Below are 26,310 nucleotides of genomic sequence, written 5' to 3'. Positions count from 1 at the left end.
GAAACCTCCATCAGCGCAATGCGGTTAATTGCGCGAAAAGCGCGGCGTCATTTGGCGCATCTTGCAGCATCGCGACGCTTTCCGGCGAGTCGAGCCACTGGCTGATGCGTTGAATGGTGCGAATATGTGCTTCGGCATCCGTGGCGCTGGCGCAAAGCAACAGCCAGATGGGATCGCAATCCGCATTGCCGAAAGCGACCGGCGTTGCTAACGTAGTGACGCTGATTTGATTATGGTTAGCGCCTTGCTCTGGTCTGGCATGGGGCAGCGCAATCCCCGGCGCGATAAGATAATATGGCCCCCATTTAAGGGTGTTCTCAATAATACCGTCCAGGTAGCAGGGGGCCGCCGCGCCGAACGTAATCAGCGGACGAACGGCGATATCCAGCGCGTGTCGCCAGTCGCTGGCATGGCGTTGCGCCTGAACCCACTTAACATCATTAATCATCGATCGTTGACTCCTTGCCGGTTCGGGTTACTCTGGAACCGATCCCCGGCGTGTCTTTTGGCGAAGGCGACGGAGATCGGCAGAAGAGTTATCGCTCTCTGCAGGGGATAAGCGTTTTGCTTATCCCCATTTTATTGTCGGATATGGCGTACTTTCTCCATAAACTTCGCCACGCGCGCCTGGTCGACAAAGTTGGCGAAGACGCCGTCTTTTTTAAACGTGGTTGCCGTTACGCATCCGTCGGCAATGCAGAGCTGCTCCTCGACGTTTTCCAGACACACCCCGGTATTCGCCAGCACGACCGTGTCGGGGACGGTCTCTTTTACTCGCTTCAGTATGGCGCTATCCGTGCGAGCGCCCGCCGTCAGCCCCGAGACGCACAGGGCATCGGGGTTATTGTTAAATACGGTCGATTTCGCAATTGAACAGACATCGCGGTTTCCCAGATAAACCGCCGCTTCCGGAACGATGTTAAACAACGTTTTCACGTGGCCTGCGCCGATGCGATGCTGATGGCGAATGGTTTCGCCGACATTCGTATCCCAGACGCCAAAATCGCTGGCGTAAGCGCCGGTGAAAATTTCGCGAATAAATTTTGCGTCGGTCGCCATTGCCAAATCAAACGAGGCCACAGGGTCCCACAACACGTTTACCCCAAACGGTACGCGAATTTTACTCATTAACTGACCGATGATTCTTGCCATCGCGGTGGTCGTTTCCGGTCTGACTTTCGTTAAATAAGGCAGACTAAATTCGTTGGAGAACATCACCGCATCCACGCCGCCATTTTGTAGCGCCATTAAATCGTCATGGGCGCGGTCAATTACCCAGTTCATGCCTTTCCTGGTATCGAACCCGGGATCGCCCGGCAGCGCCCGTAAATGGCACATGGCGATAACGGCTTTTTCTGTTCCTATTACCTCTTTTAGCCAACTCATTCTGGGTTGCTCCTTATTCCGGTAGTTCACGTTTACGTAAGACAAGTATGATGCTGGCGACAATGCCGACCACAATAACCACGCCAATCATGCCCAGCGACATCAATTCAGATATTGACCAGCCAAACATATTTCCCACCGACAGCGCGGTAATTTGCGCGTTTTCAGCGGCGAAGCTAAAGCCGCCTTTGAGCGCCATATCGGTAAAGTACGGTGCGAACTGGGTGGCGATCAGCAAAACGGTAATCATGACAATGATGCCGCTGAGCAGAGTACGAATCAGATCGCCGCGATGAATAACCGTGGCCATGCAGATAAAAAACGGCGCAACCGGTAAATCAGCCAGCGGCAGGACTTTATTGCCCGGCAGTATGCTCGCCAGAATTAACATGATGGGAATTAACAGCAGTCCAACCGCGATGGTGGTCGGGTGGCCTAACGTCACTGCGGTATCCAGACCGATAAAGACTTCGCGCCCTTTAAAGTGTTTCTGGAAGAACTTACGCGCGCCGTCGGAAATGGGCATTAATCCCTCAACGATAAGGCGAATCATGCGCGGAAACAGCACCATAATCGCCGCCACGGTAATCATTAAGGTTGCGCACCCTTTAAAGCCTTCGCCTGCGGCAAGTCCGAAGATCAGCCCGAGAACAACGCCAATGATCACCGGGTCGCCAACCATCCCATACCGTTTTTGGATCTCCTGAGCATCAATATTGCGTCCTTTCATAAACGGTATTTTTTCGTATATCACATCCAGCAATACGAACAACGGCACGGAGCTGGAGCCATACCCTTGCGGAATAGAAATCCCTTCCAGACCCACAATGTTCTGTACCCGTTTCGCCGTCCAGTCGGCCATTTTCAACGACAAGGCGGCGTGGCAAATCGCGCCCAGTACGCCATAAATCAGACTGCCGGTCATCAACTGGACGACCGTTCCGGTAATGGCGTAGTGCCAGTAGTTATAAATATCAACGTTCATGGTTTTGGTCAGACGAGTCACCAGCATACCGACGTTGAGCAGAAAGATAACGGGAATGATCATCGCGCCGATGGCCGTCGCATAGCCGACGCCGGATGCGGGCCCGGCGCCGACGTCAAACACATGCAGCGTCAGGCCAAAACGCTCAATCATCACTTTAATCGGCGGACTGAGACTGTCGATCGCCATGACGATCACCAACCCCATGCCGACAAAACCGATGCCGACCGTTACCCCGGCTTTCACCGCCTGCAGCCAGGGAATACGAAAGATTAAGCCGATGATAATCATAATGATGGGCACAAAGACGGTGCCGCCGAGAGACAGGATGTAATCAAACATAATGCCCCCTTTATTGTGTTAACAGCGCCTTGATTTCTTGTTTTAATGCGTCGTCGTTGATGCCTGTCAGCAGGGCGGCGCCGTTGAGCGTCGGGATGCCATAGTCACTGTGCGTACGCATGGACGTTACGATGAGATCCATACCGTTACAGTTCAACGGGATCTCATTCAGACAACATTGCGCCGTGGTTGCCGCAATGCCTTGCTCCGCAAGAAAGTCCTGCAGTTTTTGTGCAATCATGGTTGATGTCGACATGCCGGTACCACATGCCACAAGGATCTTTTTCATCATGGTCGTGCCTCTTGTGTAGCGCCTGTTTCAGGCTCAATGGGAAACTGTTCTGGCGACATATTGGCCAGCGCAGTCAGTAAACGGATACAATCAGTCAGGTCGCGCAGGCTGGCGACTTCGGCTGGCGAGTGGGTATAGCGGCAGGGAATAGAAAGACTGGCGCAGGGAATACCGTCCAGTTCAACCTGAATGTAGCCTGTTTCGGTGATGACGCCTGGCGCGACTTCACGCTGTACGGGAATATTATTTTCGTGCGCGGTGGTCTCCAGCATCCGCAGCAAACGCGGCGGCGTAATCAGTCCCGCCAACGTACCGCGTCCATGATAGTTCAGACAGGTGATGCCGACGCCGTGGTTGACCCGCACATCTGAGTAATCCTGCAGGTCAGGCGTGTCGCAGGAGGGGGTGATATCAATACCAATCGCCAGGTCGGGGCGCACGCGTCGTAAAACGGGAATAATACCGCGAATATTGAACTCTTCCTGTACCGACGCGACCAGGAATACCGCGATATCAAGCGGTGTGGAGGCGAGGGCCTCGGCGACGCCCAGTAGCGCCGTACACCCCAGCCTGTCATCCAGCGCCTTACTGCACACCAGGTCGTTGCCCAGACAGTGCGGCGGGTTGTAAAGGGTTACTGGCGTCCCCACCTGAATACCCATTCGTTCGGCATCCGCTTTATCTTTTGCGCCGATATCAATCCAGAGTTTATCGAGCGCGGGTGGCTGGGTGCGCTCGTCACCCTTCGCGAAGTGATATGCTTTAATACCGATACAGCCCATGATATCGCCTGAACGTCCGGCAAGCGTCACAATCGAACCGGGCATAGTAATTTGCGCCGGGCCGCCCACGCGTTCAAAACGTAAAAAACCGGAGGGTTCGATCTTGCGTACCATAAAACCCACTTCATCCATATGCGCAAAAATCATCAGGCGAAGCGCGTCGGATTTATCGCTGCCATAACGGGCGACGACATTGCCTAAGCGATCCCGCCAGACGTCTTTGGCCTGCTGTTCGAACGCGTGCTGCATAACGTTTGCAATACTGCTTTCATGTCCTGAAATCCCGTTTAGCCGCAGTAAAGAAAAAAGCGTTTCCTGCACAGAAAAGGTCATTGGCGTCTCCGTGGTGATAAAACAATCAGTCGTTGAGCGTTTTATAGGCGGAGAATGGTTGGATAAGTGTGAAATGTGTCACGCGGAAATACGCTAAATATGGCCAATAAAAAATAATGTGATGGCGATACAATAAAAACGCTCATATCACCTGCGGGTTATCGGTAAACCAGGCTATTTATGTGATCACGACCAACAACGAAGAAGGGCAACGCGATGGTGGAAATTATTCCTGTTAGCACGACGCTGGAACTGCGAGCGGCAGATGAAAGTCATGTTCCGGCGCTGCACCAACTGGTACTCAAAAACAAAGCGTGGCTACAACAGTCGCTCGACTGGCCGCAATATGTCACGTCGCAGGAGGAAACGCGTAAGCATGTGCAGGGTAATATACTGTTGCACCAGCGTGGTTACGCCAAAATGTACCTGATTTTCTGCCAGAATGAGATGGCGGGCGTACTCTCATTTAATGCCATCGAACCGGTAAACAAAGCCGCCTATATCGGTTACTGGCTGGATGAGTCCCTCCAGGGACAAGGGATAATGTCGCAATCATTACAGGCGCTGATGACACATTATGCCCGGCGCGGCGATATTCGGCGCTTCGTCATTAAATGCCGCGTTGATAATCAGGCCAGTAACGCAGTCGCACGGCGCAACCATTTTACGCTGGAAGGCTGTATGAAGCAGGCGGAGTATCTTAACGGCGACTATCACGACGTTAATATGTATGCCCGCATTATTGATGTGGATTAAAGGGAACCGACTAAGGGGGTACGCGTAATACGATCCTCGCCATTGATCACTTTGGGGCCGCGCAGGTGAATAGTATTGCCGTCAAAGGCTATCACCGCCGCCCGTCCGCTAATCTCGACCTGGCGCTCAATCAGAATTTCGCCCTGTATACAGGCATGGCCTTTCAATCAGCACGCGGTCGTCCAGTAAAATCGGGCCTCCGCGTACCTCAGCATGTCCGCCTACCAGCACATGATGTTTTAACACACAGTTGCCTTCGATTAACGCGTGTTCCGCTACCTGCGAGCTGTAGCGAAGGGTAGGGATCGCATCTTCCTCTGTACCGGCGATAACCCGCGCATGGCCATAGACTTTGGCGCAGTCACAGATCCAGACATTATTGTCTTTGTTGCCTTCGATGAGCGCGAAATCAAAGACCTCCGCCCGGTGCTCAATAAAAGCGTGTGTGATAGTGGCGTCGCCATAAAGCTGTACCTGATGGACAATCCGCGAATGGTTCACGGTGGCGCGATCGTAAATTTGTAAAATCTGCGCATGTTCATGCGTTAGTCCCTGAACGGCGAGAATTTCTGACTGGTTTAACACGCGGGCATCGCCATAAATCGCACACTCTCCGCGCACGGAAGAGGACTGAATGGTGACGTTGTCACTTATCCGTGCGCCATCGCTGATATCAGCGCGATCAATCCAGACGTTATCGCCTATTCGCACGTTATTGTAGAGCGTGCACGGCTGCGTGATACGCGCGTTACCCGTAATTTCCGTGCCCGCAAAGGCCATCGCGTTTTCATCATAAATCCAGCAATCCTCCTGTTGTGACAGCACATTATCGGCATCAACCCAGCCGCCGGAGGTTCCGGCTTTAACATCGTTAAAATCCGTTACGGCAATAACTTGTCGTAATAAGACGCTTTTCTTCTCACCGTCTACCTGATAAGTAAAAGCACGAGGTTCTTCACTCAGTCGATATTTGATCATAGGGAAATTCCGTGTGAACGATTAAGATAACCGTAGCAAAGGTACTGGCGAAACAACCAGAAATTCCATAAAATGCATTTCAAATATACTTTATAAATTAAACAAAATGCGTAATCACAAGCAGAGCGATCGCGTGCTCAATCTGCCTGCGGGCTATTTTGGCATCGTCCTTGGTACTATCGGTATGGGATTCGCCTGGCGTTATGCCAGCCAGATATGGGGAATAAGCCACTGGCCCGGCGACATCATGGTGATCCTGGCGATGATTATTTGGGCACTCTTGACCCTGGCGTTCCTTAGCCGTCTGGTGCGCTTTCCCCATAGCGTGATGGCTGAAGTGCGACATCCGGTAATGAGCAGTTTTGTCAGCCTGTTTCCCGCCACCACGATGCTGGTCGCGATCGGTTTCGTTCCCTGGTATCGCCCGTTGGCCGTTGCGCTATTCAGCGTGGGGGGCGTCATACAACTGGCGTATGCCGCCTGGCAGACGGCGGGACTTTGGCGCGGAGCGCATCCGGAAGAAGCGACAACCCCAGGACTTTATCTGCCCACGGTAGCGAATAATTTTATCAGCGCTATGGCCTGTGGAGCGCTCGGTTACAATGATGCCGGACTGGTGTTTTTAGGCGCAGGCGTCTTTTCGTGGTTAAGTCTGGAGCCGGTTATTTTGCAGCGACTGCGTAGCTGCGGCGAATTACCGGCGGTGCTGCGTACGTCGCTGGGTATCCAACTGGCGCCCGCGCTGGTCGCCTGTAGCGCCTGGCTGAGCGTCAATGGCGGGGAGGGCGACACGCTGGCGAAAATGCTATTCGGCTACGGTCTGTTACAGCTTTTATTTATGCTGCGATTAATGCCCTGGTATTTATCACAACCGTTTAATGCTTCCTTCTGGAGTTTTTCGTTCGGCGTTTCCGCGCTGGCGACCACGGGGTTACATCTTGGTCACGGTAGTGAATCAGGGCTTTTCCATATTCTGGCCGTCCCGCTGTTTATTTTCACTAACGCTATTATCGCCTTATTGCTGGTTCGTACATTTCTATTGCTGGTGCAGGGGACGTTGCTTATTCGCACTGAGCGCGCTGCACTGTTGAAAACGGAGGAAAAAAATGACCGTTCGTGACGAAAATTATTTTACTGAGAAATACGGATTAACCCGCACGCATTCGGATGTGCTGGCGGCGGCAAAGGTTGTCGCGCCGGGTCGAACGTTGGATTTGGGATGTGGCAATGGCCGTAATAGTCTGTATCTGGCCGCGAACGGTTATGACGTTACCGCGTGGGATAAAAATCCGGCCAGTATGGCTAACCTTGAGCGTATTAAAGCGGCAGAAGGGCTGGATAATCTGCAAACCGACATTGTCGATCTGAATACATTGACCTTTGACGGCGAGTACGATTTTATTCTCTCGACGGTGGTTATGATGTTTCTTGAGGCGCAAACCATTCCCGGTTTAATTGCCAATATGCAACGCTGCACAAAACCCGGCGGGTATAATTTGATTGTTGCGGCAATGGATACGCCGGACTTTCCCTGTACGGTGGGATTCCCGTTCGCTTTTAAAGAAGGCGAATTACGCCGCTATTACGAAGGATGGGACATGCTGAAATACAACGAAGATGTCGGCGAGCTTCACCGCACGGACGAAAACGGCAACCGTATCAAACTGCGCTTTGCTACGATGCTGGCGAGAAAAACGGCCTGAGCGATGCAAGTTCTGTAAGTCTCGCAGCGTTCGGCATTTTTTTGTCGGGCGCCGCGTTCAAATTGTGCTGTCGTTACCATTTTTAGTGCATCCAGAATGATTTCGTTTTGCTATTATTTCCTTTGCATCATTGCGAAGACTAAAGGGATCGTTTCATGCGTACTCATACTTTATTTAAAGTTGCAGTGCTTACTGGCTTGCTGGCGTTATCCGGCTGTGCGTCCAAAGTCACACAGCCGGATAAGTATTCTGGATTCTTAAAAAATTATTCGGACCTGCAGGAAACTACCTCCGCCACGGGAAAACCGGTGTTGCGCTGGGTAGATCCACATTTCAATGACTCTAACTATGATAGTATTGTTTACAATCCGATAACATACTATCCCGTCCCCAAACCAACGACCCAGGTCGGGCAGCAAGTTCTTGATAAACTGCTGGCTTATACGAACACTAAAGTAAAATCAGCAATTGAACAGCGCAAACCGCTGGTCACGACGCCAGGGCCGCGCAGTTTGATTTTCCGCGGGGCGATTACGGGCGTGGATACCAGCAAAGAAGGGCTGCAATTCTATGAGGTGATCCCTGTAGCGCTGATTGTGGCGGGCACGCAAATGGCGACGGGCCACCGGACCATGGATACCCACCTCTATTTTGAAGGTGAGCTGATAGATGCCGCGACCAACAAGCCGGTCGTCAAGGTAGTACGCCAGGGTGAAGGTAAAGACTTGAGTAACTCCAGTACGCCAATGGCGTTTGAGACGTTGAAACAGGTCGTGGATGATATGGCGACGGATACCTCTATGTTTGACGTTAACAAAAAATAATTCTGCGGCGCCATCGCAAGATGGCGCAAACCCCGGCAGATTAGCGGTCACCATCAGCCAGACAACGATGTGCGGCGCGTTCTCGTTAATACTGCGTAGCCTATTCCGCCAGCGATCAACCCCCCGAATGCCGATCCGATGCCCATCAGCGTTAGCCCGCTGGCGGTGACGAGAAATGCGATAACTGCCGCGTCACGCTCACTTTCGTGGGTAAGCGCCTGATACAGGCTACCGCTAATCGTACTTAACAGTGCCAGACCAGCCAGCATTTGCACCCAGCTAACCGGCAGGGCGACCATCAGCGCGGTTATCGAACCGCCAAACCACCCGGCAAGTAAATAAAAAACGCCTGCGGCGGCGACCGCTAACCAGCGACGCGTTGGATCGGGGTGTGCGTCCGGGCTTTGACAAATGGCGGCTGTAATGGCGGCAATGCAGATAGAATAAACGCCAAATGGCGAAAGCAGCAGCGCCAGCAATCCGGTAAAAATCATTAACGGAGAGACAGGAAGCTGATAGCCAGACGCCTTCATTGTGGCGACGCCGGGGGCGTTTTGCGATGCCATCGTCACCAGGAAGAGCGGTACCGCGACGCTCAGGCTTTGAGCGAATGAAAAGTGGGGGGGAACGAAGGTGGGCCACACCGGCGCGAAATGAATACCGCTCATCGCCACCTTACCCTGGATGAGCGCCACCGTTATTCCCATTACCATGGCAGCAATAACGGCATAGCGAGGCGCGAATACTTTAAAGAGTAGCCACGCCAATAGCATACCGCCGCACATGACAAACTCTCCGTTGAGCGTCCCGAACGCCTGCAGGCCGAAGCGTAGCAGTATTCCCGCCAGCATTGCGGCGGCAAGAGAATGGGGGATTATCCGCATCAAACGCGCAAACAATCCCGTGACGCCGCACAGCACAATCAGGGCATTGGCGACAATGAATATGCCCACGGCGTCTGGCAACGATAATCCCTGAAGCCCTGTTACCAACAGAGCGGCGCCAGGCGTTGACCAGGCGGTTAAAACCGGCGCACGATACCACAAAGTTAACGTTAGTGTGCTTATGCCCATGGCTATACCGAGGGCGGTCATCCAGCCGGCGATCTCTGCGGGTGTTGCGCCAGCGGCAAGCGCCGCCTGCCAGATAATGGCGGCGGAACTTGCATAGCCGACCAGAACGGCGACCAGACCAGATAATACAGTAGGTAACGGCAGTGATAACAGACGCATGATCGCCTCTTGTGCGTTATAACGGTCAGTCAATGTAGCATTGTGCGTTATAGCGTACAAGTGATACGCTATGGCCTTACAGGGGGGGAAAATGGATAACCTGACACACTATCTGGCGACCACGTTAAGAACGTTACGCCATCAGCGAGGCTGGAGTTTATCGCGTCTGGCGGAGATCTCCGGCGTCTCAAAAGCCATGTTGGGGCAGATAGAGCGTAATGAATCCAGTCCGACAGTCGCAACGCTGTGGAAAATTGCGACGGGCCTGAACGTTCCATTCTCAGTGTTTATTTCGCCGCCGCAGGCCGAATTTCCTCCGACCTTCGATCCCCAGCAGCAAGCGATGGTAATCACACCGTTGTTTCCATGGGATCCTGAACTCTGTTTTGACTATTTTTCCCTATTGCTGGCGCCTGGCGCGGTCAGCGAATCAACGCCGCATAAAGCCGGCGTTGTCGAACATGTGGTGGTGATTCAGGGTCGGCTGGACATGTGTACTGGTGGGGTATGGCAAACCATAGACGCCGGTAAAGGATTGCGTTTTGCCGGTGATATGGCGCATACCTATCGCAATAGCAGTGACCAGACGGTTCATTTTCACTCGCTGATCCATTACCCGCGTGGTTAAGCGGGAAAACTATTTCGTTAGTTTGCGCTTCTGACTACAATAGCCGCCATTTCGCTGCTATTGGATAAGAAAGACTGTATGCGTCAGCAACCTCACTATCTCGAATTGTTAAGTCCGGCCCGTGACGCCGCAATTGCTCGCGAAGCGATTTTGCATGGCGCAGATGCCGTCTACATCGGCGGACCCGGTTTTGGCGCACGTCATAACGCCAGTAACAGTCTGCGCGATATCGCCGATCTGGTTCCGTTTGCTCACCGTTATGGCGCCAGGATTTTTGTCACGCTGAATACTATCCTGCATGATGATGAGCTGGAGCCCGCGCAGCGGTTAATCACCGATTTGTACGACACCGGGGTGGATGCGCTGATTGTGCAGGATATGGGCATTCTGGAACTGGATATCCCGCCGATTGAGCTTCACGCCAGTACACAGTGTGATATTCGCAGCGTGGAAAAAGCGAAGTTTCTTGCCGATGTCGGTTTTTCACAGATTGTACTGGCGCGCGAGCTTAATTTGAGTCAGATAGCGGCTATTCATCAGGCTACTGACGCCACGATTGAGTTCTTCATTCATGGCGCGCTGTGTGTCGCTTATTCTGGGCAGTGTTATATCTCTCATGCGCAAACCGGGCGCAGCGCCAATCGGGGCGACTGTTCGCAAGCCTGTCGCTTACCGTATACGTTAAAAGACGATCAGGGGCGGGTGGTCTCTTACGAAAAACATTTGCTATCGATGAAAGATAACGACCAAACGGCTAACCTCGGCGCGTTGATCGATGCAGGCGTACGTTCCTTCAAGATTGAAGGGCGCTATAAAGACATGAGCTATGTCAAAAACATCACCGCGCATTATCGTCAGATGCTGGACGCGATTATCGAGCAACGTGGCGATCTGGCGCGTGCATCGGTTGGTCGGACCGAGCATTTTTTTGTTCCCTCCACGGAAAAAACCTTCCATCGCGGCAGCACCGACTATTTTGTTAACGCGCGTAAAGGTGATATTGGCGCATTTGATTCACCAAAATTTATTGGCTTGCCGGTAGGCGAGGTGCTGAATGTGGCGAAGGATTATCTCGACGTAGAAGCGACGGAGCCGTTGGCGAATGGCGATGGTCTGAACGTGTTGATTAAGCGTGAAGTGGTGGGTTTTCGCGCCAATACGGTGGAGAAAACCGGTCATAACCGCTACCGCGTTTGGCCAAATGATATGCCTGCCGACCTGCATAAAGTCCGTCCGCATCATCCGTTGAATCGTAATCTGGACCATAACTGGCAGCAAGCGCTGACAAAAACCTCCAGTGAGCGCCGTGTGGCGGTTGATATCATGCTGGGCGGCTGGCAGGAACAGCTTATTCTGACGCTGACCAGTGAAGACGGTGTCTGCATCACGCATACGCTTGACGGGGTATTTGAGGAAGCCAACAACTCTGAAAAAGCGTTGAATAACCTAAAAGCCGGACTGGCGAAGCTGGGACAGACGCCTTACTACGCGCGTGATATGCAGGTGACATTACCGGCGGCGTTGTTCGTGCCAAATAGCCTGCTCAATCAGTTCCGTCGGGAGGCGATTGATATGCTTGACGCGGCGCGGCTGGCCCATTATCAACGAGGTCGTCGGAAACCCGTGGCGCAGCCTGCGCCGGTCTATCCGCAAACGCATCTCAGCTTTCTCGCTAATGTCTACAACCACAAAGCACGGGAATTTTATCACCGTTACGGCGTACAATTGATTGATGCGGCCTATGAGGCGCATCAGGAGAAGGGCGAGGTACCGGTCATGATCACCAAACACTGCCTGCGTTTTGCGTTCAACCTTTGTCCAAAGCAGGCGAAAGGAAATATTAAGAGCTGGAAAGCCACGCCGATGCAGTTGGTGCATGGCGATGAGGTACTGACGCTAAAATTCGACTGCCGCCCTTGCGAAATGCATGTCATTGGCAAAATTAAAAACCACATCTTAAAAATGCCCCAGCCCGGCAGCGTTGTCGCTTCAGTGAGCCCTGAAGCGCTGATGAAAACGCTGCCGAAGCGCAGGGGCGTTTAATTAACGAAAATAGCTCTCTGGTTTGCGCGATTTCTGCCAGTTGTGGTGCTCGCGCAAGCCTTCCGCGGATTCTTCCGCTGCCGCCCGTAATTCATCGCTGTCGGCTTCGTGTCTAAGCTGGTGCCCTCCCGTCGCAAACCATACGAATGCGTGGTCTTGCTGTTTCGCCAGTAACTGGCCTGAAAACAGCGCACAGGTCAGTAAAACTACTGATAACGTTTTTGTAAGCATCATGCCACCTTCCAGTTACGTCGTGAGGCTATGATGCCAATAATTTCTTTGAGTTATTATTCAACACTTCAAATTAGCGAAAACGGTTTGTCAATAAGTGCGATAAGTTGTATGAGAAAATATATTTATACTCAGTATGTCAATTATAAAAATAACGAGCCAATTCGTTTCATAGTAAATCCATCATTCCCTGGAGGCATATTTTTAAAGTTATTGTATTAGAGGGTTTTGGTATTGCTAGGGGATTGTAAATCCATACTATTTATGGTGTGGTCAACTCTGGTAATGAGCCTCATTTTTTGTTGTTTCAACGAGTGAAGATAAATCTTCAGAAAAAAGGCTGTTATGAACTTGTAGCGCTACATATTCAGTAAGCTCGTTTAAACATAGCAGGCCATGAGAGGAACTTTCTTCCAGCATATTCATTAGTATCTCATTCTTAAACAAACATGAATAAACAATTTGAGTAACTGAGCTTTGTGCATAATTTGGTTCAAACGCTGCATTCTTTAAATTAGTATTCTCAATAACCTTTGCGGCTATTTTGTTTTTGATAGCATCGTCAATAGCTGTTACACCTGCTTGTGCGATGCCCAGATTAATCCTGGAGGAGATGGCGGCTTTTCTTTCCTGTTCCTTCCAGTCACATAAATTACCCTTTTCTGCCATGGCGATAAGCGTCTCTTCTATATTTTTTAGGTCAACGGGAAATGTTATACCGCCGGATAGCGAGAGTTGTAACCGCTCAGGGAACAAGCAACATAGCGGTTCACAAACATAAGTGCTAGCTTTTATATTAATATCAGAATATCTTTTCAGGTGGGCAGACTGAGTATCAACACAGAGCACTGTTCTATTCATTATCTCATAATAGTAGTGATCCTGACGTATCATAATGCATAACGGAATATCTTCGCCATCTTTAATACAGAGATTTGTATATTGACACTCAGCATCTTTATAGTGCTGAAAATGGAAATTTCCTCTGCATGATGGTGATGATAATTCATATAACACGCAAAATAAATCAAATAAACGTTGCGCGTCAGGCGGAGAGGCAACATCACATAATTCCTTTATATATTGATCGGCAGTGGATCTTTGCGTGTCACAAAAAAAATCTTTAATCTTTTCCCATAGTAACGTAAAGAAGGAGCGTTGAGAGATAGCACTTTGAGAAAACATCTCACTCTTTAAAAATCCTCTCCCGATAGTAATTGGCATAATGTAGACCACAAGTGGTTATATGATACTTCATTACTGGAATAGGTGGTATTCGAAATATTATCCCATGTTGCCCATCGGTTTGCCTATCGGTGAAACACCTGATTTTTGCTTTGTCCTGAACCGTCAACATTATTGTTCAATTGTTTAAATCGACCTGTAGCTTTAGTCATGCCCACGCCTCCTGGCCATGAAATATGTCAGATAAAACGAATGAAAGTAAAACGGTTTTCTTAATTCTCACATCATCATGTACTATGAGTAATGATTAATTACGCACTATATTATTTTTAGAGAAAGTAAATAGTTGCTCAACCGTGTAGAAATTGTCTTATAAGAAGTTAAACTAAAAGTATTATTAGGCTAACAACAATGAGATGTTTAGCGGTAGGGCAGAAGGCCAATACTGATAGTGCTTATGATATAAATACCTTACTCTTTAGTTTTTGTCTTAATTATATTTGTTGTAACGATTAGCTGACGGCTTTATTTCCAGTTGGGCGATAAAATTATAAAAACCTGCGAGGAGGCTCAAAATGAAGAAATTAGATGGTGAAATTCACGAAAAGACAGCATCCTGGGGCATTTTGCAGTCAGAATGGCTAAGGAAATGTGGACGGCTATTATTGCTGTTACTTTACCGTTTCGTTATCGGATGGGCTTTTTTTCAGTTACTTGCCATGATCGTGGCAGGGATATTTTTGTTAGGCATCTTATTATTTCATCCCATGATATTTGTACAGACTATCGCAATTACTGAGAAGTTAAATCATGCTTCGCTTGATTTATGGCATATCCTTAAGTTATGCCTATGGCATTACGGTATCATCGCAGGGTTTATTTTTATGGCGGAGTGTACGTTAAGTAAAAGTATACGGCAGGTTCAGCGCTTGTCCAAAAAATTTGGGGCACAGGATTTTTCTTCACGCCCGTGATCCGCCGCTGCAACCTGCGGTCTTACTGAATAATGGCTATGACCAGCAGACCGAATTATCTCGGTTCGAGGGGGATTCTATGTGTTTGCACAACTGCAGTGAATCGTAATTTCAGTGCATTATCGCCGACAATCGACGTGTTCTTCACTAATTGCCTTCCTGACTATATAGTGGTCTTATCTTTGGCGAAACAATGTTATTTAGTTATGGAAGGCGACAACAACTGTACTACTGATTATCAAATGACCTTTCTGGTCAGGTAGACTCGCCTTTGTGAAAACACATCGTTATCTGTGCTCCTGAGACTCACTCCCTTGCCGCCTTTACGCAACTCGAATTATTTTGGGTATAGAACAGGAGGCGCAGTGGTCGTATAAGCAAAATATAAACTCTCCGTTTGTGATAAGGCACAGATTACAGGGGGAATGATGTTTATTTTAACCATCTGTTTAAGCGGTGTCCGCTAATCTTTACCTGCTCAAATACATAATCACCCCTGTGACTCTCGCGAGGTGCAACATATGGTAAAATGCGTATCTTCTTTCCTCCTGTTCAGCCTGTTGTCCGTTCAGGCAATGTCAGCTGAAAACCATATTGATCTCCACCAGCCAAAAGACTTTGTCGATATTACTACGGTCGCCCCCGACGTACAGGTAGACATGCGATACTTCAGTTCCCATAACTTTATTGGTCGCCCCATTAAAGGCTATAACGCGCCTGTTTGCCTGTTAACACGACCAGCCGCAAACGCAGTGAAGCAGGTCGCCGATCGTTTACGCCCCTTTGGACTTACCTTAAAAATATATGATTGCTACCGTCCGCAAAGCGCAGTGAACGACTTTATCGCGTGGGCCAAAGATCCTTCTCAAAACCAAATGAAAAACGAATTTTATCCGCAGGTAGAGAAAAATCGTCTGTTTGAGGAAGGTTATCTTGCCGCCAGATCCGGCCACAGTCGGGGAAGTACGCTTGATCTAACGATTGTTCCACTTGACAGTAAAATACCAATATACGATCCCGGACGACCACTGGTGAATTGTACTGCGTCCGCGGCGCAACGCTCGCCAGATAATAGTCTGGATTTTGGTACCGGCTTTGACTGTTTTAGTCCGTTATCCCATCCCGATAATGTCATACTTACCGCTCAGCAACGCGCAAATAGGTTGTTATTACAAACATTGATGCGTGATGCGGGTTTTACGCCACTGGATACTGAATGGTGGCACTTCTCTCTTACTCATGAACCATACCCGAACACCTGGTTTGACTTTCCCGTTAAGCAGAGACCCTGAAACGGCGTTTTGTTGCGAAATCTAATCATTACGCCTGTTGGAAAGCACCATAACAGTTAGTAAATCATTGTTAATTTTAACAGCTGATATACACTGCGGTTGCCACCTGCAAGCAGCGCTCAATGAGATCGAATAATGAAAAAATATCAACGTCTGGCGGAGCAAATTAGAGAACAAATCGCCTCTGGCGTTTGGCAACCCGGCGATCGATTACCCTCGCTGAGGGAGCAGGTCGCCAGTAGCGGCATGAGTTTTATGACTGTCGGTCATGCGTACCAGTTGCTGGAAAGTCAGGGACGGATTATCGCCCGTCCGCAATCTGGTTATTATGTCGCGCCGCATCCGGTTTGTCGGTCAGTCGCGACGGCAGCGCACGTTATTCGGGATGAAGCCGTAGATATCAATACCTATATTTTTGAGATGCTGCAGGCCAGCCGTGATACCTCTGTGGTGCCCTTTGCCTCAGCGTTTCCCGATCCGCGTCTGTTTCCCTTGCCGCAATTGAACCGCTCTCTGGCGCAGGTCAGTAAAACCGCGACGGCAATGAGCGTCATCGAAAACTTGCCGCCAGGTAATGCAGAATTGCGCTATGCGATAGCACGCCGTTACGCGCAGCAGGGGATTACCGTTTCTCCTGACGAGATTGTCATTACCGCCGGCGCGCTGGAAGCGTTGAATCTTAGTTTACAGGCGGTGACGGCGCCGGGAGACTGGGTGGTGGTGGAGAACCCCTGTTTCTACGGTGCGCTACAGGCCCTGGAGCGATTGCGCCTGAAAGCGTTGTCGATACCTACCGATGTTAAAGAAGGTATCGATCTTATGGCGCTGGAACAGGCGTTACAGGAATATCCGGTGAAAGCGTGCTGGTTAATGACCAACAGCCAGAATCCGTTAGGGTTCACGCTGAGTGCTGAGAAAAAAGCGCGGCTGGTTGCGTTACTCACGCACCATAACGTGACGCTAATTGAAGACGATGTTTATAGCGAACTCTACTTTGGCCGCGAGAAACCTCTGCCTGCCAAAGCATGGGATCGCGACGATACCGTGTTGCATTGTTCGTCTTTTTCCAAATGTCTGGTTCCCGGTTTTCGCATTGGCTGGGTTGCGGGAGGAAGCCATGCCAGACAAATTCAGCGTTTGCAGTTAATGAGCACATTATCCACCAGTTCCCCCATGCAATTGGCGTTAGTGGATTATCTCTCGACACGTCGATATGACGCGCATCTGCGACGATTGCGAAGGCAGCTTGCCGAACGTAAACAGCAAGCCTGGCAAACCCTTTTGCGCCATCTCCCGGCGGAAGTAAAAATTCACCATAACGATAGCGGTTATTTTCTTTGGCTGGAGCTACCTGAGCAGCTTGATGCCGGTGAACTTAGCGCCAAAGCGCTTGAACACCTTATCAGTATCGCGCCGGGGAAAATGTTTTCAACGTCCGGCGCCTGGACGCGTTTCTTTCGTTTTAACACCGCATGGCATTGGGGAGAACGGGAAGAACAGGCCGTAAAACAGCTTAGCAGCCTGATTCGCGAGATGCTGAGCGCTAAAAGCCTTGTGTGAGGTGGAATGCGTGTCAGCTCACAACCTGACTAAATTTCCCGAGTGTGCCGGGTGAGCATCTGGCGCGCCGTCTATTTTTAGGAAAGCGGCGGCCCGTTCGCCGGAAATCGATTAATGACGATATGGGAAAATGCTATGCAATATCAATTACTGATTAATGGCGTGCTGGTGGACGGTGAGGGAGAAAGGCAGTCTGTTTATAACCCGGCGACAGGCGAGGTCATACTTGAGATTGCGGAAGCGTCGCCCGCGCAGGTTGACGCCGCAGTGCTGGCCGCCGATAGCGCGTTTGCCGAATGGGGGCAGACCACACCCAAAGCACGGGCGGAATGTCTGTTAAAACTGGCGGACAGCATCGAGCAAAACGCCCTTGAGTTCGCCCGGCTTGAATCGCAAAACTGCGGTAAGCCTTTGCACTGCGTAATTAATGATGAAATTCCGGCAATCGTGGATGTCTTTCGCTTTTTTGCCGGCGCGGCCCGTTGTTTGAGTGGGCTGGCGGCGGGCGAATATCTGGAAGGACATACGTCGATGATCCGCCGGGATCCGATTGGCGTGGTTGCCTCTATCGCGCCGTGGAATTATCCGCTCATGATGGCGGCCTGGAAGCTGGCGCCAGCGCTGGCGGCAGGTAACTGCGTGGTGATTAAGCCTTCTGAAATCACGCCGCTGACGGCGCTTAAACTTGCCGCGCTGGCGAAGGATATCTTTCCGCCGGGGGTGCTCAATGTCCTGTTCGGACGAGGGCAGACTGTTGGCGATGTATTGACCGGTCATGAAAAAGTACGCATGGTCTCTTTAACCGGTTCTATCGCGACCGGGGAGCATATTCTGCGCCATACTGCGCCAGCGATAAAACGTACGCATATGGAACTCGGTGGTAAAGCCCCGGTGATTGTTTTTGATGACGCCGATCTGGATGCGGCGGCGCAGGGCGTCCGGACTTTTGGTTTCTATAATGCCGGACAGGATTGTACTGCGGCGTGCCGTATATACGCGCAGCGCGGTATCTATGATGCGCTGGTCGAAAAGCTAGGGAACGCGGTGAGCAGCCTGAAAATGGGCGCGCCGGAGGATGAGTCGACAGAGCTGGGGCCGTTAAGTTCGCTGGCGCACCTGAAGCGCGTCACAGCGGCTGTAGAGGAGGCGAAGGCCCTCAGCCATATCCGTGTGATTACTGGCGGAAGTCAAACGGAAGGTAAAGGTTACTATTTTGCTCCGACGTTGCTGGCAGACGCAAAACAGGAAGATGCCATCGTGCAACGCGAGGTCTTCGGCCCGGTGGTCAGTATAACCGTCTTTGATGATGAAGATCAGGTTCTGAGGTGGGCCAACGATTCTCGCTATGGTCTGGCATCCTCCGTCTGGACTCAGGACGTTGGGCGGGCGCACCGGCTTAGCGCCAGATTGCAGTATGGCTGTACCTGGATTAATACCCATTTCATGTTGGTTAGCGAGATGCCGCATGGAGGGCAAAAACAGTCGGGATACGGCAAAGATATGTCATTGTATGGTCTGGAAGACTACACCCTTGTCCGTCACATCATGGTTAAGCATTAAGGATCATTTACTGTTCAGAAAAATCGTGAAAAAATAGGCGGGTGTCGGCGGAGAGGGGGACCTCCCCGCCAACATGCGCAGCAAGTACTCAAAGGTTGAACACCTCAAGCAAACCAGCCGAATCTCAACGAGATCAGACCCAAAAGTCCTGCAGCAGCAAAGACATTAATCAGCACGACGGTTTTACTGGAAACATTCATTTTCGCCACCTTTCATCATAACCCCTATGGGTATAGTACGGGTTGGCGAGATCCGCAATAATACGTAAACAGGATATTCTGTGAGCGGAGCCGTGCATTGAGAACGTTTTGCTGTTAAGGCTGATAAACCTTGATGTGTGTCAAATAAAAAGAGCATATTGCGCGCGTTTTTTCCTCTGGTTGGCGCGGATGCCTGATATGACCCTCTTTCAAAAGATATTAATTTTTTACGCCGTCATGGCGGTGATATCATCCCTGATCACCTGGTTTTTGACTCATGACAAAAAACGAATTCGTTTCCTGAGCGCTTTTTTGGTCGGCGCGACATGGCCGATAAGTTTCCCCGTCGCATTGCTGTTTTCGCTTTTCTGACCTCAAGCCCGATACAGGTTACCGGGCATGGTTTTTCCGCCAGGTCAGGCTATCAGGGCAATTAATTGCGCTCTGTCTACGTCGGTAACGTCCTGCGGATGCCGATATCCTGCGTTCTCATTGGCCAGGGTATACAGCGCAACAAGCCAGTCATAGACATAGCGGCTGGCGGCGTGAACGGGCTGTTCGTCAAGCTTTGTTAGACGCAACATTGTCGAACGTGGTGTTGCGGCGAAAATGGCTGCGCCTTTCTGAACGCGGCTGGCCGGGCGTTGGGCCTCCTCGATATTTGCGTAGCCGAGCCAGGCGATGAAGTTACCAATGATGGCATGAAGCTGCGCGCCGCTCACCTCCTCGCGCTGCATGGTTTTCTGTAACTGCTGAGGTAAACCGAGGCGATAGCTGGCGGTAATTAAAATCTCCGCCACGGCGTTGAGCATCTGCGGTTCCAGTCCCAGACGCTGCGCATTATCCCGGCAGTGGGCCCACTGGCGCAGATGATTGATCCACATTTTGTGCGTCTGGTAGCCTGTTTCGTGACCTTCTGACGCTGAAGCGCGCGTTGGTTCGTCGGCAAAGAGATCGATCGCGTCATTAAATAAACCGCTGACCTGTTCTTCTCGCGACTGTCGGGTGCGCAGCAACGCTTCGAAGTTCTGTACCGGCGGTAACAGCCCGGCCAGCAGATCGCCATGTCTGGCGGCCTGGGCCTGAAGACGCCGGATCACGGTTTCAACCGGTAGCCGCGCGTCATCAAACATCGGTAACAGATCGCGCACGCGGCCTCGCAGTTGTTCGCGTAACGCCTGTAAGCGTGCCTGTCGCTGTGGTGCCGATGTCGCCTGCGATAACCACTCCACCAAACGCTGCATACTGTGTTTATCCAGCGCCTGCAACGTTCCCCAGTGCACGCCAGGTTTACCCATCAACTGCTGGACGGCTTCATCCAGATTTTGCTGGGTGGCAAAACGGGCATCCTGTGGAGTAATAGCCCAGACGACGCCGGGTAACGCTGATTCATGCTGCGGCTGCGTGGCGTTAACCCACTCCAGTAAGTGACGGGCGGCGGTGGACGTTTGTGAGCGAGATGCCAGAGCATTGCAAATCACCAGAACATCGGGCTGTATCTGCTGACGGTAATGGGCCAGCATCCAGCCTAATTTCGCCCGCCATAACGGATGAGGATGACTGTCTGGCGCGACCGGAATATCCAGTAAATCAACGTTATCCAGTACGCTGTTTTCAACGGTTAGCACCAGTTCGCGGGTAAGCAGCGCCAGAGAATCAAGCGAAAGGCTGACCGCATTGAGCAGTCGGCCTTCCTTAACCGGATGCACCACCACATCGCTTTGCGTATCGCTGGCGGTTAGCGCCATTTGCGTCAGGAAGTTTTCCGCCGGTAAGCCAAAATGATCGACCAGCAGGCTGAGCGGCGCCGCCAGTTCCCCGGCATGGCCGGTTTGTTGCAACATATGCGCCAGCGCCAGCCATTGCTGGGTGATCTCCGGCTGCTCTCCCCACAGTAATGCCCAGGCGTGCGCCCGTGTCGTGAGATCCAGCGCAGGCAAGAGCGAGGCAAAGTGTTGCCATGTCGCATCATCAATATGTTGTCTGGCGGACGGCAGGCAAGAGCGCCAGAAACTCGCGATGGTCGCTACCTCTTCAGCGGTAACGCCGGGGACGGGCTGCGGTTGGCGAAGCGATTGCCATTTCTCCAGGCGTGATGTGATAATGGATTTTTCGACCTGGCGACAAACGGGGGACGAGCTGGTCCAGGCAATAAAGATCTGCACCAGTTCAGCTTCACTGATCAAGCGCAGGCGCAACGGCCAGCCGTTCTCGTTTGAAAAAATGTCGCGCGTAAAGCGAATTGCCATATTCGCTGGCGCATGACCCGGATTGATGTGGCTGAAATAATCATAGTCACGGTCCAGCGTGATAATTTCCAGCTTGCCATTCTCGTTACCGCATAGCGTCGTTAACAGATGCGCTTTTGCGGATTGCGCATACCCGTACAGACCGACGCAGCCATGTGATGCGCAGGCGGCGTTGAGCGCTGACTCATCCGCTGCGGCAAGCGTAAGTTGCGCCAGCAGAGCGTCGGCTTCATCATCCAGCCGCGTTGCGTAACGGCGCGTGTTGTTAACCCACTCGATAACAGCCTGGGTGGCGTTTAACGGTTTTGTCATTTCAGGTATACACTCCCGCTATCTATCCAGTAGTGGCTGCCGCTGTGGCGACGGTCAGCCAGCGTATTCAATTTTAATGTCAGCGCATCGGCGGCAACCGGCGTCCCGTCCTGGAGCCAGGCATCACTTAATATGAACGATTCCGGGGCGCTATCTTTGCTACTGCCGCGTAATTTCAGTCGCACATTCAGTACGCCGTCGCCAGCGATGGTTTTCGCCAGTTCGGCGGAATTAATGCTCAGGCAATAGAGTGGGGTTGCCGGCCAGCGACTATTCGCCAGTTGACGAAAGCCCAACGTCACGTTGCCGCGTAGCGGAAAATGCAGGCGAGCGTCCAGCGTCGCGCCGGGTTTATCCAAATCGATCTCGTGATACCAGATGTTTTCATCGCGAAGAGTATTAACGGTATTATCCAGTACGCCAAGATAACGCACAGTCGAATACGCGCCGATATCAGCCGCTTTAAAATTGAAACGCGGCAGACGTAAGTCCAGCGCCAGGCTGCATAACATCGCGCCCACCGCGGCAGTGGATTTTGGGTTACCGATACGCCCTTGCTGACTGAAGGGATACCATTCATGTACCTGATACTTATCCATCCACACAATGCGATTAACCGGCACCGGTTGTAAGTGCCGGATGAGCGCCTGTACGCCGGGTAAGCAGGTCGGTCTCCCCGTCACCAGCAAGATATCGCAGTGATAGTGGGAGATCGCTTCGCAAACCGCATGAAGCGGCGTTGTTAGCGTAAACTGACCGGCCAGCAGAGCCTCCTGAAGCTGGCTAAACTGGATTTGCAACGGCACATTGAATATATCAAATGTCGGCGAACCAGACGGTAAGGCATGATCGATCGCCTGCTGGATATAGTTCATCACGTTGCTCGTTGGGCGGCGGATCAGCAGATCGCCAAATGTCGCGTGTAAACCGGCAAACGGATCGTTAATGTCGCTTTGCTCCCAGGCGGAAAGTACCGCATGGCTCAGCGGCATAAATAATTGCAGCGCCGTTTGCTGACGCAAAATGGCCTGAGTATCAATTCGTCCCGAATCGCCAAATAAGGTCGCCAGCAGGGCGGCGGCATCCGTAACGCCTGCCCGTTGCAACGCCGTTTGCAGGGAAGGGAGTACGCAGCGCTGAATGATATCCAATAGCAGATCGTCCCCGGCGACTTTAAAACCTTCGCGAAACAGGAGATGAGGCGTAATTTTTACATTGGCCCCCACGCCGTCATCTAACTGATAGTGAACGATCGCCATATCCGTCGTGCCGCCACCGATATCAATCGATGCCACGCGCAACGCGCGTCCGGGGACGACGCCGGGTTCAGGCTGGCGATCCGGTCTGGCCAGCGCATTAAAAAAGGATTCGGTACGCCCGGCGTAATGCGAAATGGCTTCGTTATAAAGCCATACCAGTTGGCCACAACTTGCTTCGTCCCATTCCATCTGTATTTCTGGTACCGGCACCACGCTTTTTTCACGCTGCTTAGGCGTGGTGAAATCCTCATCCTGCGGATGCCAGCCCATGGCTTTCCAGACCAGCGCCAGTGCTTCAAACATTCGCTGGCGGAAAATTTCTCGCTCCTGTTTCGGCATGGCGGAAGGCAGCGTTAAAATCAGGGTACGTAGCTGGCGCGGCGAGGCGGGAAAGCCGAGCCGCAGCCGGGTGGCGACGCTGTTAATTTGCCCCAGCGCCTGAGCCAGAATTTCGCACAACATATGCGTCATCAAGGTGCTACGGCTGTATTGCGGCGAAAAAACCGGTAGCCTTTCTTCATGCGGCAGGCGGAATAACGGCTGTCCGTCATCGTTCATCAGATTCATCAGCGGAAACGCGGTGGCAAGCGGTTCGCGCTGCGTTTTACCGTGGATCTGGCTAAAACGCCAGTCCTGCAAGGTGGGGGTTTCATCCCACAGGTAGCGATGTGGGCTGGAGATTCCGCTGCTGCCTTCGGTGCCCACACGCTGCATAGCAAGGGCGCGAGCCTCGTCGCCCACACGCACAATGGAAGGCCAGACAAAGGCGTCGTCTCGTCCGCTTTCGACAGAAAAGTGTTGCTTGCCAAAGCGTGCTTCCGAGAATTCTACCCGGCTGGTAAATAAAGGCTCGTTCAGATACTGCGGCTCGCTTAAAGAACGCACCTGAAGCTCTGCCGTCTGGCGTAACCCGTCATTCGCATCGCCATGATCCTCGATCAATACGCCACAGGTATGCGTATTGCCGACATCCAGAATCAGATCGACCGGGATTGCGGGCGTGCTTAACGTATGTGTCACAAACTTTACTTCCGGCACCGTAAGCTGTTCGCCTAACAGCGTCAGTAAATTCAACCAGTGCGCCTGATACTCAAAGCTACGCAGCGCTTGTTGTATGGCCTGTTCCGAACGGTTTTCCACCTGTGAGGCATACTGAAGAAACGACTCGCGCAGCCAGCCGTCAATCCATGTCTGGTCAAGAAAATCGGCAACTTCTTCATCGCGCCAGGCGAGCGCAAAACGTGTGCCATTGAGCAGATCGTTTTCGCAAGGCGCCAACGCCGCAGGCATATTTTTTGCCAGTTGACTGTCGAAGGCGAGGGTGATGCGGTGTGTGTTTCCGGCGCTATCTGGCTCGCTGAGTTTACGTACCTGAATGCGCGCCCAGTTATCCGGCCCGTCAATAAAGGTACGCGGCGGATTAAAACGCAGGAACGGCAGGGGGAGCCAGATTCCGTCGAGTACATCCAGAGAATAGTGCAGCGTCTGAGTGCTTTCCGGTTTCACGACTTCGGGTTGACCGCCAGCACGTCCTGGCAACGTGTAGCGCCCGCTGGTCAGATCAAAATCGAGGCGCAGTAGCGGGCCGTTTGCCGTTTTGCGCACAAAACGTCCGTAGTGGGCCGACTCTTGCGGCGTTAAGCCAAAATCAAGAAACTGGACGCCGCTGTTTGCAATGAGCGTGACGCTCTGTTTGTAATCACACAGATTGACCAACATAAAATCAGGCACCTATCTTTTTAAACGTCAACGGAATTGCCGCGTGGTCGCCATAACGGGCGGTACAGGTTGCGACGTCATTGACGCCTGCTTTACAGGTAATTTCCGGCATCGGATAACGTGAACCGTCGGTGCAGCGCGCATTGCCGCGACTTTTAATCATCAGCTCGCCCGTTTGATGCAGACCAGAGAAAATTTCCGCCCGACAAACCACGTTATCGCCATGTACTACGCGCGCGATGCCTTTGTTATTTTGGATCTGATAACGCAGAGAGGGCGGCTTGCCGGTAATCGGATCTTTGACATCCACACTGACGCGCCAGCTACCGTTTAAAAAGCGCGTGGTTCCAAGCTTCATCTGCGTACTGTCCATTACCAGCGCGTCTTTGGGGATAGCGGCAATGATAACAGGCGCTTCCGGCAGCGGCGCCGCTTTGGGGGCGGGCGTCACCTCAGCGCGATGCAGCGGCAAATGCGCGGTGAGTTCAGGCAAGGGGGTAACGTCAGTTTTCGCGGTAGCGACAGGCGCGGCGCGAACAGGAGAGGCCCCATCAACGGATGAAGATGGCCAGAAAAAAGGCGTGGCGACGGCGGCGATAACCACGGCAGCGACAGGTAAGCTCCACAGCGGTAGACGGCGAGCTCTTTTCGCCTCAGCAACCGGGATAGGTGCGGCAGGCTTCGGCTCGCTAACGATAACGGGCGGCGCAGCAGGTTCCTCCGGCATTTTCGGCGGCTCAATGACAGACGTTAACAAAGGTTCATCCGCCTGACTAAACGCCGCCTCTACCAGCGGCTTTTCTTCGGGCTCCGGCTCCGGCTCGACCAGAGGGATGTCGGGGATTGCCTCGGTTACCCGCAGGCAGTCCAGCACATCATCGCGTGTATTTTCGTTGAGATTAACGAATCCCCAGAAGGTGATAACCGGTTTGCCGTTAACCAGGAAAACATGATTTTCGCCGGGAAATTGCGTCGCCTTCTCAAGTAGCGAACCAAATAGCTGGAGCGCTGTTTTACCGGATTGCAGACTTTTGCGACTGAGTGCAGCCGCGCTTTCAAAAGTGCTGGCTAAATAACGTAAAGCCCGAGAACGTGTCTCTTCGTCAGCCGCTTTCCACGCTATCGCCTGACCTTCAATCGGCGAATACCAGTCAACCCGATCGCCATTATCGTTAAGTTGCGGAATCGCCAGACAGTCAACCATCGCCTGCTGTTTACGCAGACGAAGCGTTTCGCGAATTTGCAATGCTGATTCAAATACGGCCTGACCGCCGCCGCCCACGGCCTGATAATCATCCAGATTGCCGCTGCGCAAGAGAGATTTTGCCACGTTGTTATCCCTTAGACTTCTTCACGCGTCTACTTTACGGGGTCTATACGCAAGCAAACGGCGGAAGAAAGGCAAAAAGGCGCGAATTCTCGGTCTATTAAGCCCCGTGTTTTCACTTGACGTAAGTTAAATCAGAGTGGCGGCGGCGAATGACC

General features: G+C 51.9%; 24 protein-coding genes and 1 pseudogene. 12 read left to right on the top strand and 13 right to left on the bottom strand.

Annotated features, from left to right (window positions below; all coding sequences use genetic code 11):
- Positions 1-10: 10 nt before the first annotated feature.
- The 5 genes from sgcA to ACLJRU_RS01240 all read right to left on the bottom strand — a co-directional run bounded on the left by sgcA (position 11) and on the right by ACLJRU_RS01240 (position 4,120).
- Positions 11-448 (bottom strand): SgcA family PTS sugar transporter subunit IIA, encoded by a 438-nt coding sequence (gene sgcA, locus ACLJRU_RS01260; protein WP_000606454.1) that lies wholly within the window; start codon positions 446-448, stop codon positions 11-13.
- Positions 449-579: 131 nt separating this feature from the next.
- The gene (sgcQ, locus tag ACLJRU_RS01255; RefSeq protein ID WP_000118621.1) at positions 580-1,386 is read right to left on the bottom strand and encodes a BtpA family protein SgcQ; all 807 of its coding nucleotides are present in this window, start codon (positions 1,384-1,386) and stop codon (positions 580-582) included.
- A gap of 13 nt (positions 1,387-1,399) precedes the next feature.
- On the bottom strand, positions 1,400-2,713 hold the full coding sequence (gene sgcC, locus ACLJRU_RS01250) for a PTS sugar transporter subunit IIC SgcC (protein ID WP_000460838.1): 1,314 nt from the start codon (positions 2,711-2,713) through the stop codon (positions 1,400-1,402).
- A gap of 10 nt (positions 2,714-2,723) precedes the next feature.
- Positions 2,724-3,005, bottom strand: coding sequence for a PTS sugar transporter subunit IIB SgcB (gene sgcB / locus ACLJRU_RS01245; protein WP_000976132.1), 282 nt, complete (start codon positions 3,003-3,005; stop codon positions 2,724-2,726).
- Positions 3,002-4,120: a M42 family metallopeptidase gene (locus ACLJRU_RS01240; RefSeq protein WP_000144624.1), complete on the bottom strand. Its 1,119-nt coding sequence runs from the start codon at positions 4,118-4,120 to the stop codon at positions 3,002-3,004. Before ACLJRU_RS01240 ends, sgcB begins: the two co-directional genes overlap by 4 nt.
- A gap of 216 nt (positions 4,121-4,336) precedes the next feature.
- Here ACLJRU_RS01240 and rimL point away from each other — a divergent pair, with 216 nt between their 5' ends.
- Positions 4,337-4,876, top strand: coding sequence for a 50S ribosomal protein L7/L12-serine acetyltransferase (gene rimL, locus ACLJRU_RS01235; protein ID WP_000229307.1), 540 nt, complete (start codon positions 4,337-4,339; stop codon positions 4,874-4,876).
- Here the strand turns inward: rimL and ydcK are convergent.
- A pseudogene (gene ydcK / locus ACLJRU_RS01230) lies at positions 4,873-5,854 on the bottom strand (YdcK family protein). The gene rimL and the pseudogene ydcK overlap by 4 nt on opposite strands.
- A 106-nt stretch (positions 5,855-5,960) precedes the next feature.
- On the opposite strand from ydcK, the gene tehA reads away from it, so the two are divergent.
- The 3 genes from tehA (at position 5,961) to ACLJRU_RS01215 (ending at position 8,381) form a co-directional block, all read left to right on the top strand.
- The gene (tehA, locus tag ACLJRU_RS01225) at positions 5,961-6,974 is read left to right on the top strand and encodes a dicarboxylate transporter/tellurite-resistance protein TehA (protein ID WP_001540081.1); all 1,014 of its coding nucleotides are present in this window, start codon (positions 5,961-5,963) and stop codon (positions 6,972-6,974) included.
- Complete coding sequence (tehB, locus tag ACLJRU_RS01220) at positions 6,961-7,557, top strand: tellurite resistance methyltransferase TehB (RefSeq protein ID WP_000218276.1); 597 nt, start codon at positions 6,961-6,963, stop codon at positions 7,555-7,557. The genes tehA and tehB overlap by 14 nt, the downstream gene beginning before the upstream one ends.
- A gap of 155 nt (positions 7,558-7,712) precedes the next feature.
- Positions 7,713-8,381 carry a DUF3313 domain-containing protein gene (locus ACLJRU_RS01215; protein WP_001259025.1) on the top strand — a complete coding sequence of 223 codons (669 nt, stop codon included), beginning with the start codon at positions 7,713-7,715 and terminating at the stop codon, positions 8,379-8,381.
- 53 nt (positions 8,382-8,434) lie between these two features.
- Here ACLJRU_RS01215 and ACLJRU_RS01210 read toward each other — a convergent pair whose 3' ends face one another.
- Positions 8,435-9,613 carry a benzoate/H(+) symporter BenE family transporter gene (locus ACLJRU_RS01210; protein WP_023234955.1) on the bottom strand — a complete coding sequence of 393 codons (1,179 nt, stop codon included), beginning with the start codon at positions 9,611-9,613 and terminating at the stop codon, positions 8,435-8,437.
- Between the two features lie 91 nt (positions 9,614-9,704).
- Here ACLJRU_RS01210 and ACLJRU_RS01205 point away from each other — a divergent pair, with 91 nt between their 5' ends.
- Both ACLJRU_RS01205 and ACLJRU_RS01200 read left to right on the top strand, forming a co-directional pair.
- Positions 9,705-10,241 (top strand): helix-turn-helix domain-containing protein, encoded by a 537-nt coding sequence (locus ACLJRU_RS01205; protein WP_000369553.1) that lies wholly within the window; start codon positions 9,705-9,707, stop codon positions 10,239-10,241.
- Between the two features lie 78 nt (positions 10,242-10,319).
- On the top strand, positions 10,320-12,284 hold the full coding sequence (locus tag ACLJRU_RS01200) for a peptidase U32 family protein (RefSeq protein WP_001249745.1): 1,965 nt from the start codon (positions 10,320-10,322) through the stop codon (positions 12,282-12,284).
- On the opposite strand, the gene ACLJRU_RS01195 is transcribed toward ACLJRU_RS01200, so the two are convergent.
- Positions 12,285-12,515: a DUF2554 family protein gene (locus ACLJRU_RS01195; RefSeq protein ID WP_000956438.1), complete on the bottom strand. Its 231-nt coding sequence runs from the start codon at positions 12,513-12,515 to the stop codon at positions 12,285-12,287. It lies immediately after the preceding gene.
- Between the two features lie 273 nt (positions 12,516-12,788).
- Positions 12,789-13,739, bottom strand: coding sequence for an SPI-2 type III secretion system effector SifB (gene sifB / locus ACLJRU_RS01190; protein WP_023234954.1), 951 nt, complete (start codon positions 13,737-13,739; stop codon positions 12,789-12,791).
- Between the two features lie 536 nt (positions 13,740-14,275).
- Here sifB and ACLJRU_RS01185 point away from each other — a divergent pair.
- The 5 genes from ACLJRU_RS01185 to patD all read left to right on the top strand — a co-directional run bounded on the left by ACLJRU_RS01185 (position 14,276) and on the right by patD (position 19,086).
- On the top strand, positions 14,276-14,674 hold the full coding sequence (locus ACLJRU_RS01185) for a hypothetical protein (protein ID WP_001540072.1): 399 nt from the start codon (positions 14,276-14,278) through the stop codon (positions 14,672-14,674).
- 32 nt (positions 14,675-14,706) lie between these two features.
- Positions 14,707-14,937 carry a hypothetical protein gene (locus ACLJRU_RS01180; RefSeq protein ID WP_001540071.1) on the top strand — a complete coding sequence of 77 codons (231 nt, stop codon included), beginning with the start codon at positions 14,707-14,709 and terminating at the stop codon, positions 14,935-14,937.
- Positions 14,938-15,195: 258 nt separating this feature from the next.
- A complete protein-coding gene (locus tag ACLJRU_RS01175; RefSeq protein ID WP_000237715.1) occupies positions 15,196-15,966 on the top strand; it encodes a M15 family metallopeptidase in 771 nt (256 codons plus the stop codon).
- Between the two features lie 135 nt (positions 15,967-16,101).
- Positions 16,102-17,526, top strand: coding sequence for a GntR family transcriptional regulator YdcR (ycdR, locus tag ACLJRU_RS01170; RefSeq protein WP_001540069.1), 1,425 nt, complete (start codon positions 16,102-16,104; stop codon positions 17,524-17,526).
- Between the two features lie 114 nt (positions 17,527-17,640).
- On the top strand, positions 17,641-19,086 hold the full coding sequence (patD, locus tag ACLJRU_RS01165; RefSeq protein WP_023234953.1) for an aminobutyraldehyde dehydrogenase: 1,446 nt from the start codon (positions 17,641-17,643) through the stop codon (positions 19,084-19,086).
- Positions 19,087-19,190: 104 nt separating this feature from the next.
- On the opposite strand, the gene yncL is transcribed toward patD, so the two are convergent.
- Entirely contained in the window at positions 19,191-19,286 is a 96-nt protein-coding gene (gene yncL / locus ACLJRU_RS01160) for a stress response membrane protein YncL (RefSeq protein WP_001103198.1), read from the bottom strand.
- A gap of 198 nt (positions 19,287-19,484) precedes the next feature.
- On the opposite strand from yncL, the gene ACLJRU_RS01155 reads away from it, so the two are divergent.
- Positions 19,485-19,658 carry a GhoT/OrtT family toxin gene (locus ACLJRU_RS01155; protein ID WP_000171943.1) on the top strand — a complete coding sequence of 58 codons (174 nt, stop codon included), beginning with the start codon at positions 19,485-19,487 and terminating at the stop codon, positions 19,656-19,658.
- 44 nt (positions 19,659-19,702) lie between these two features.
- Here ACLJRU_RS01155 and srfC read toward each other — a convergent pair whose 3' ends face one another.
- From srfC to srfA, 3 genes are read right to left on the bottom strand one after another with little or no spacing between them, the layout of a single operon-like run.
- Positions 19,703-21,847 carry a virulence-associated effector SrfC gene (gene srfC / locus ACLJRU_RS01150; protein WP_023234952.1) on the bottom strand — a complete coding sequence of 715 codons (2,145 nt, stop codon included), beginning with the start codon at positions 21,845-21,847 and terminating at the stop codon, positions 19,703-19,705.
- Positions 21,844-24,825 carry a virulence factor SrfB gene (locus tag ACLJRU_RS01145; protein ID WP_187790629.1) on the bottom strand — a complete coding sequence of 994 codons (2,982 nt, stop codon included), beginning with the start codon at positions 24,823-24,825 and terminating at the stop codon, positions 21,844-21,846. The genes srfC and ACLJRU_RS01145 overlap by 4 nt, the downstream gene beginning before the upstream one ends.
- Before the next feature lie 4 nt (positions 24,826-24,829).
- Complete coding sequence (gene srfA, locus ACLJRU_RS01140; protein ID WP_001129954.1) at positions 24,830-26,155, bottom strand: virulence-associated effector SrfA; 1,326 nt, start codon at positions 26,153-26,155, stop codon at positions 24,830-24,832.
- Positions 26,156-26,310 lie beyond the last annotated feature (155 nt).

Source organism: Salmonella sp. SAL00653, from assembly GCF_046552515.1.
GTDB classification, from domain to species: Bacteria; Pseudomonadota; Gammaproteobacteria; order Enterobacterales; family Enterobacteriaceae; genus Salmonella; species Salmonella enterica.
Note: the sequence above shows the minus strand (reverse complement) of the source record. Positions and strands in the feature narration are given on the sequence as shown.

Bases quoted from the DNA above. Each gene is read 5' to 3' on its own strand.
- sgcA (WP_000606454.1), bottom strand. From the start codon at position 448: ATGATTAATGATGTTAAGTGGGTTCAGGCGCAACGCCATGCCAGCGAC.
- sgcQ (WP_000118621.1), bottom strand. From the start codon at position 1,386: ATGAGTTGGCTAAAAGAGGTAATAGGAACAGAAAAAGCCGTTATCGCC.
- sgcC (WP_000460838.1), bottom strand. From the start codon at position 2,713: ATGTTTGATTACATCCTGTCTCTCGGCGGCACCGTCTTTGTGCCCATC.
- sgcB (WP_000976132.1), bottom strand. From the start codon at position 3,005: ATGATGAAAAAGATCCTTGTGGCATGTGGTACCGGCATGTCGACATCA.
- ACLJRU_RS01240 (WP_000144624.1), bottom strand. From the start codon at position 4,120: ATGACCTTTTCTGTGCAGGAAACGCTTTTTTCTTTACTGCGGCTAAAC.
- rimL (WP_000229307.1), top strand. From the start codon at position 4,337: ATGGTGGAAATTATTCCTGTTAGCACGACGCTGGAACTGCGAGCGGCA.
- tehA (WP_001540081.1), top strand. From the start codon at position 5,961: ATGCGTAATCACAAGCAGAGCGATCGCGTGCTCAATCTGCCTGCGGGC.
- tehB (WP_000218276.1), top strand. From the start codon at position 6,961: ATGACCGTTCGTGACGAAAATTATTTTACTGAGAAATACGGATTAACC.
- ACLJRU_RS01215 (WP_001259025.1), top strand. From the start codon at position 7,713: ATGCGTACTCATACTTTATTTAAAGTTGCAGTGCTTACTGGCTTGCTG.
- ACLJRU_RS01210 (WP_023234955.1), bottom strand. From the start codon at position 9,613: ATGCGTCTGTTATCACTGCCGTTACCTACTGTATTATCTGGTCTGGTC.
- ACLJRU_RS01205 (WP_000369553.1), top strand. From the start codon at position 9,705: ATGGATAACCTGACACACTATCTGGCGACCACGTTAAGAACGTTACGC.
- ACLJRU_RS01200 (WP_001249745.1), top strand. From the start codon at position 10,320: ATGCGTCAGCAACCTCACTATCTCGAATTGTTAAGTCCGGCCCGTGAC.
- ACLJRU_RS01195 (WP_000956438.1), bottom strand. From the start codon at position 12,515: ATGCTTACAAAAACGTTATCAGTAGTTTTACTGACCTGTGCGCTGTTT.
- sifB (WP_023234954.1), bottom strand. From the start codon at position 13,739: ATGCCAATTACTATCGGGAGAGGATTTTTAAAGAGTGAGATGTTTTCT.
- ACLJRU_RS01185 (WP_001540072.1), top strand. From the start codon at position 14,276: ATGAAGAAATTAGATGGTGAAATTCACGAAAAGACAGCATCCTGGGGC.
- ACLJRU_RS01180 (WP_001540071.1), top strand. From the start codon at position 14,707: ATGGCTATGACCAGCAGACCGAATTATCTCGGTTCGAGGGGGATTCTA.
- ACLJRU_RS01175 (WP_000237715.1), top strand. From the start codon at position 15,196: ATGGTAAAATGCGTATCTTCTTTCCTCCTGTTCAGCCTGTTGTCCGTT.
- ycdR (WP_001540069.1), top strand. From the start codon at position 16,102: ATGAAAAAATATCAACGTCTGGCGGAGCAAATTAGAGAACAAATCGCC.
- patD (WP_023234953.1), top strand. From the start codon at position 17,641: ATGACGATATGGGAAAATGCTATGCAATATCAATTACTGATTAATGGC.
- yncL (WP_001103198.1), bottom strand. From the start codon at position 19,286: ATGAATGTTTCCAGTAAAACCGTCGTGCTGATTAATGTCTTTGCTGCT.
- ACLJRU_RS01155 (WP_000171943.1), top strand. From the start codon at position 19,485: ATGACCCTCTTTCAAAAGATATTAATTTTTTACGCCGTCATGGCGGTG.
- srfC (WP_023234952.1), bottom strand. From the start codon at position 21,847: ATGACAAAACCGTTAAACGCCACCCAGGCTGTTATCGAGTGGGTTAAC.
- ACLJRU_RS01145 (WP_187790629.1), bottom strand. From the start codon at position 24,825: ATGTTGGTCAATCTGTGTGATTACAAACAGAGCGTCACGCTCATTGCA.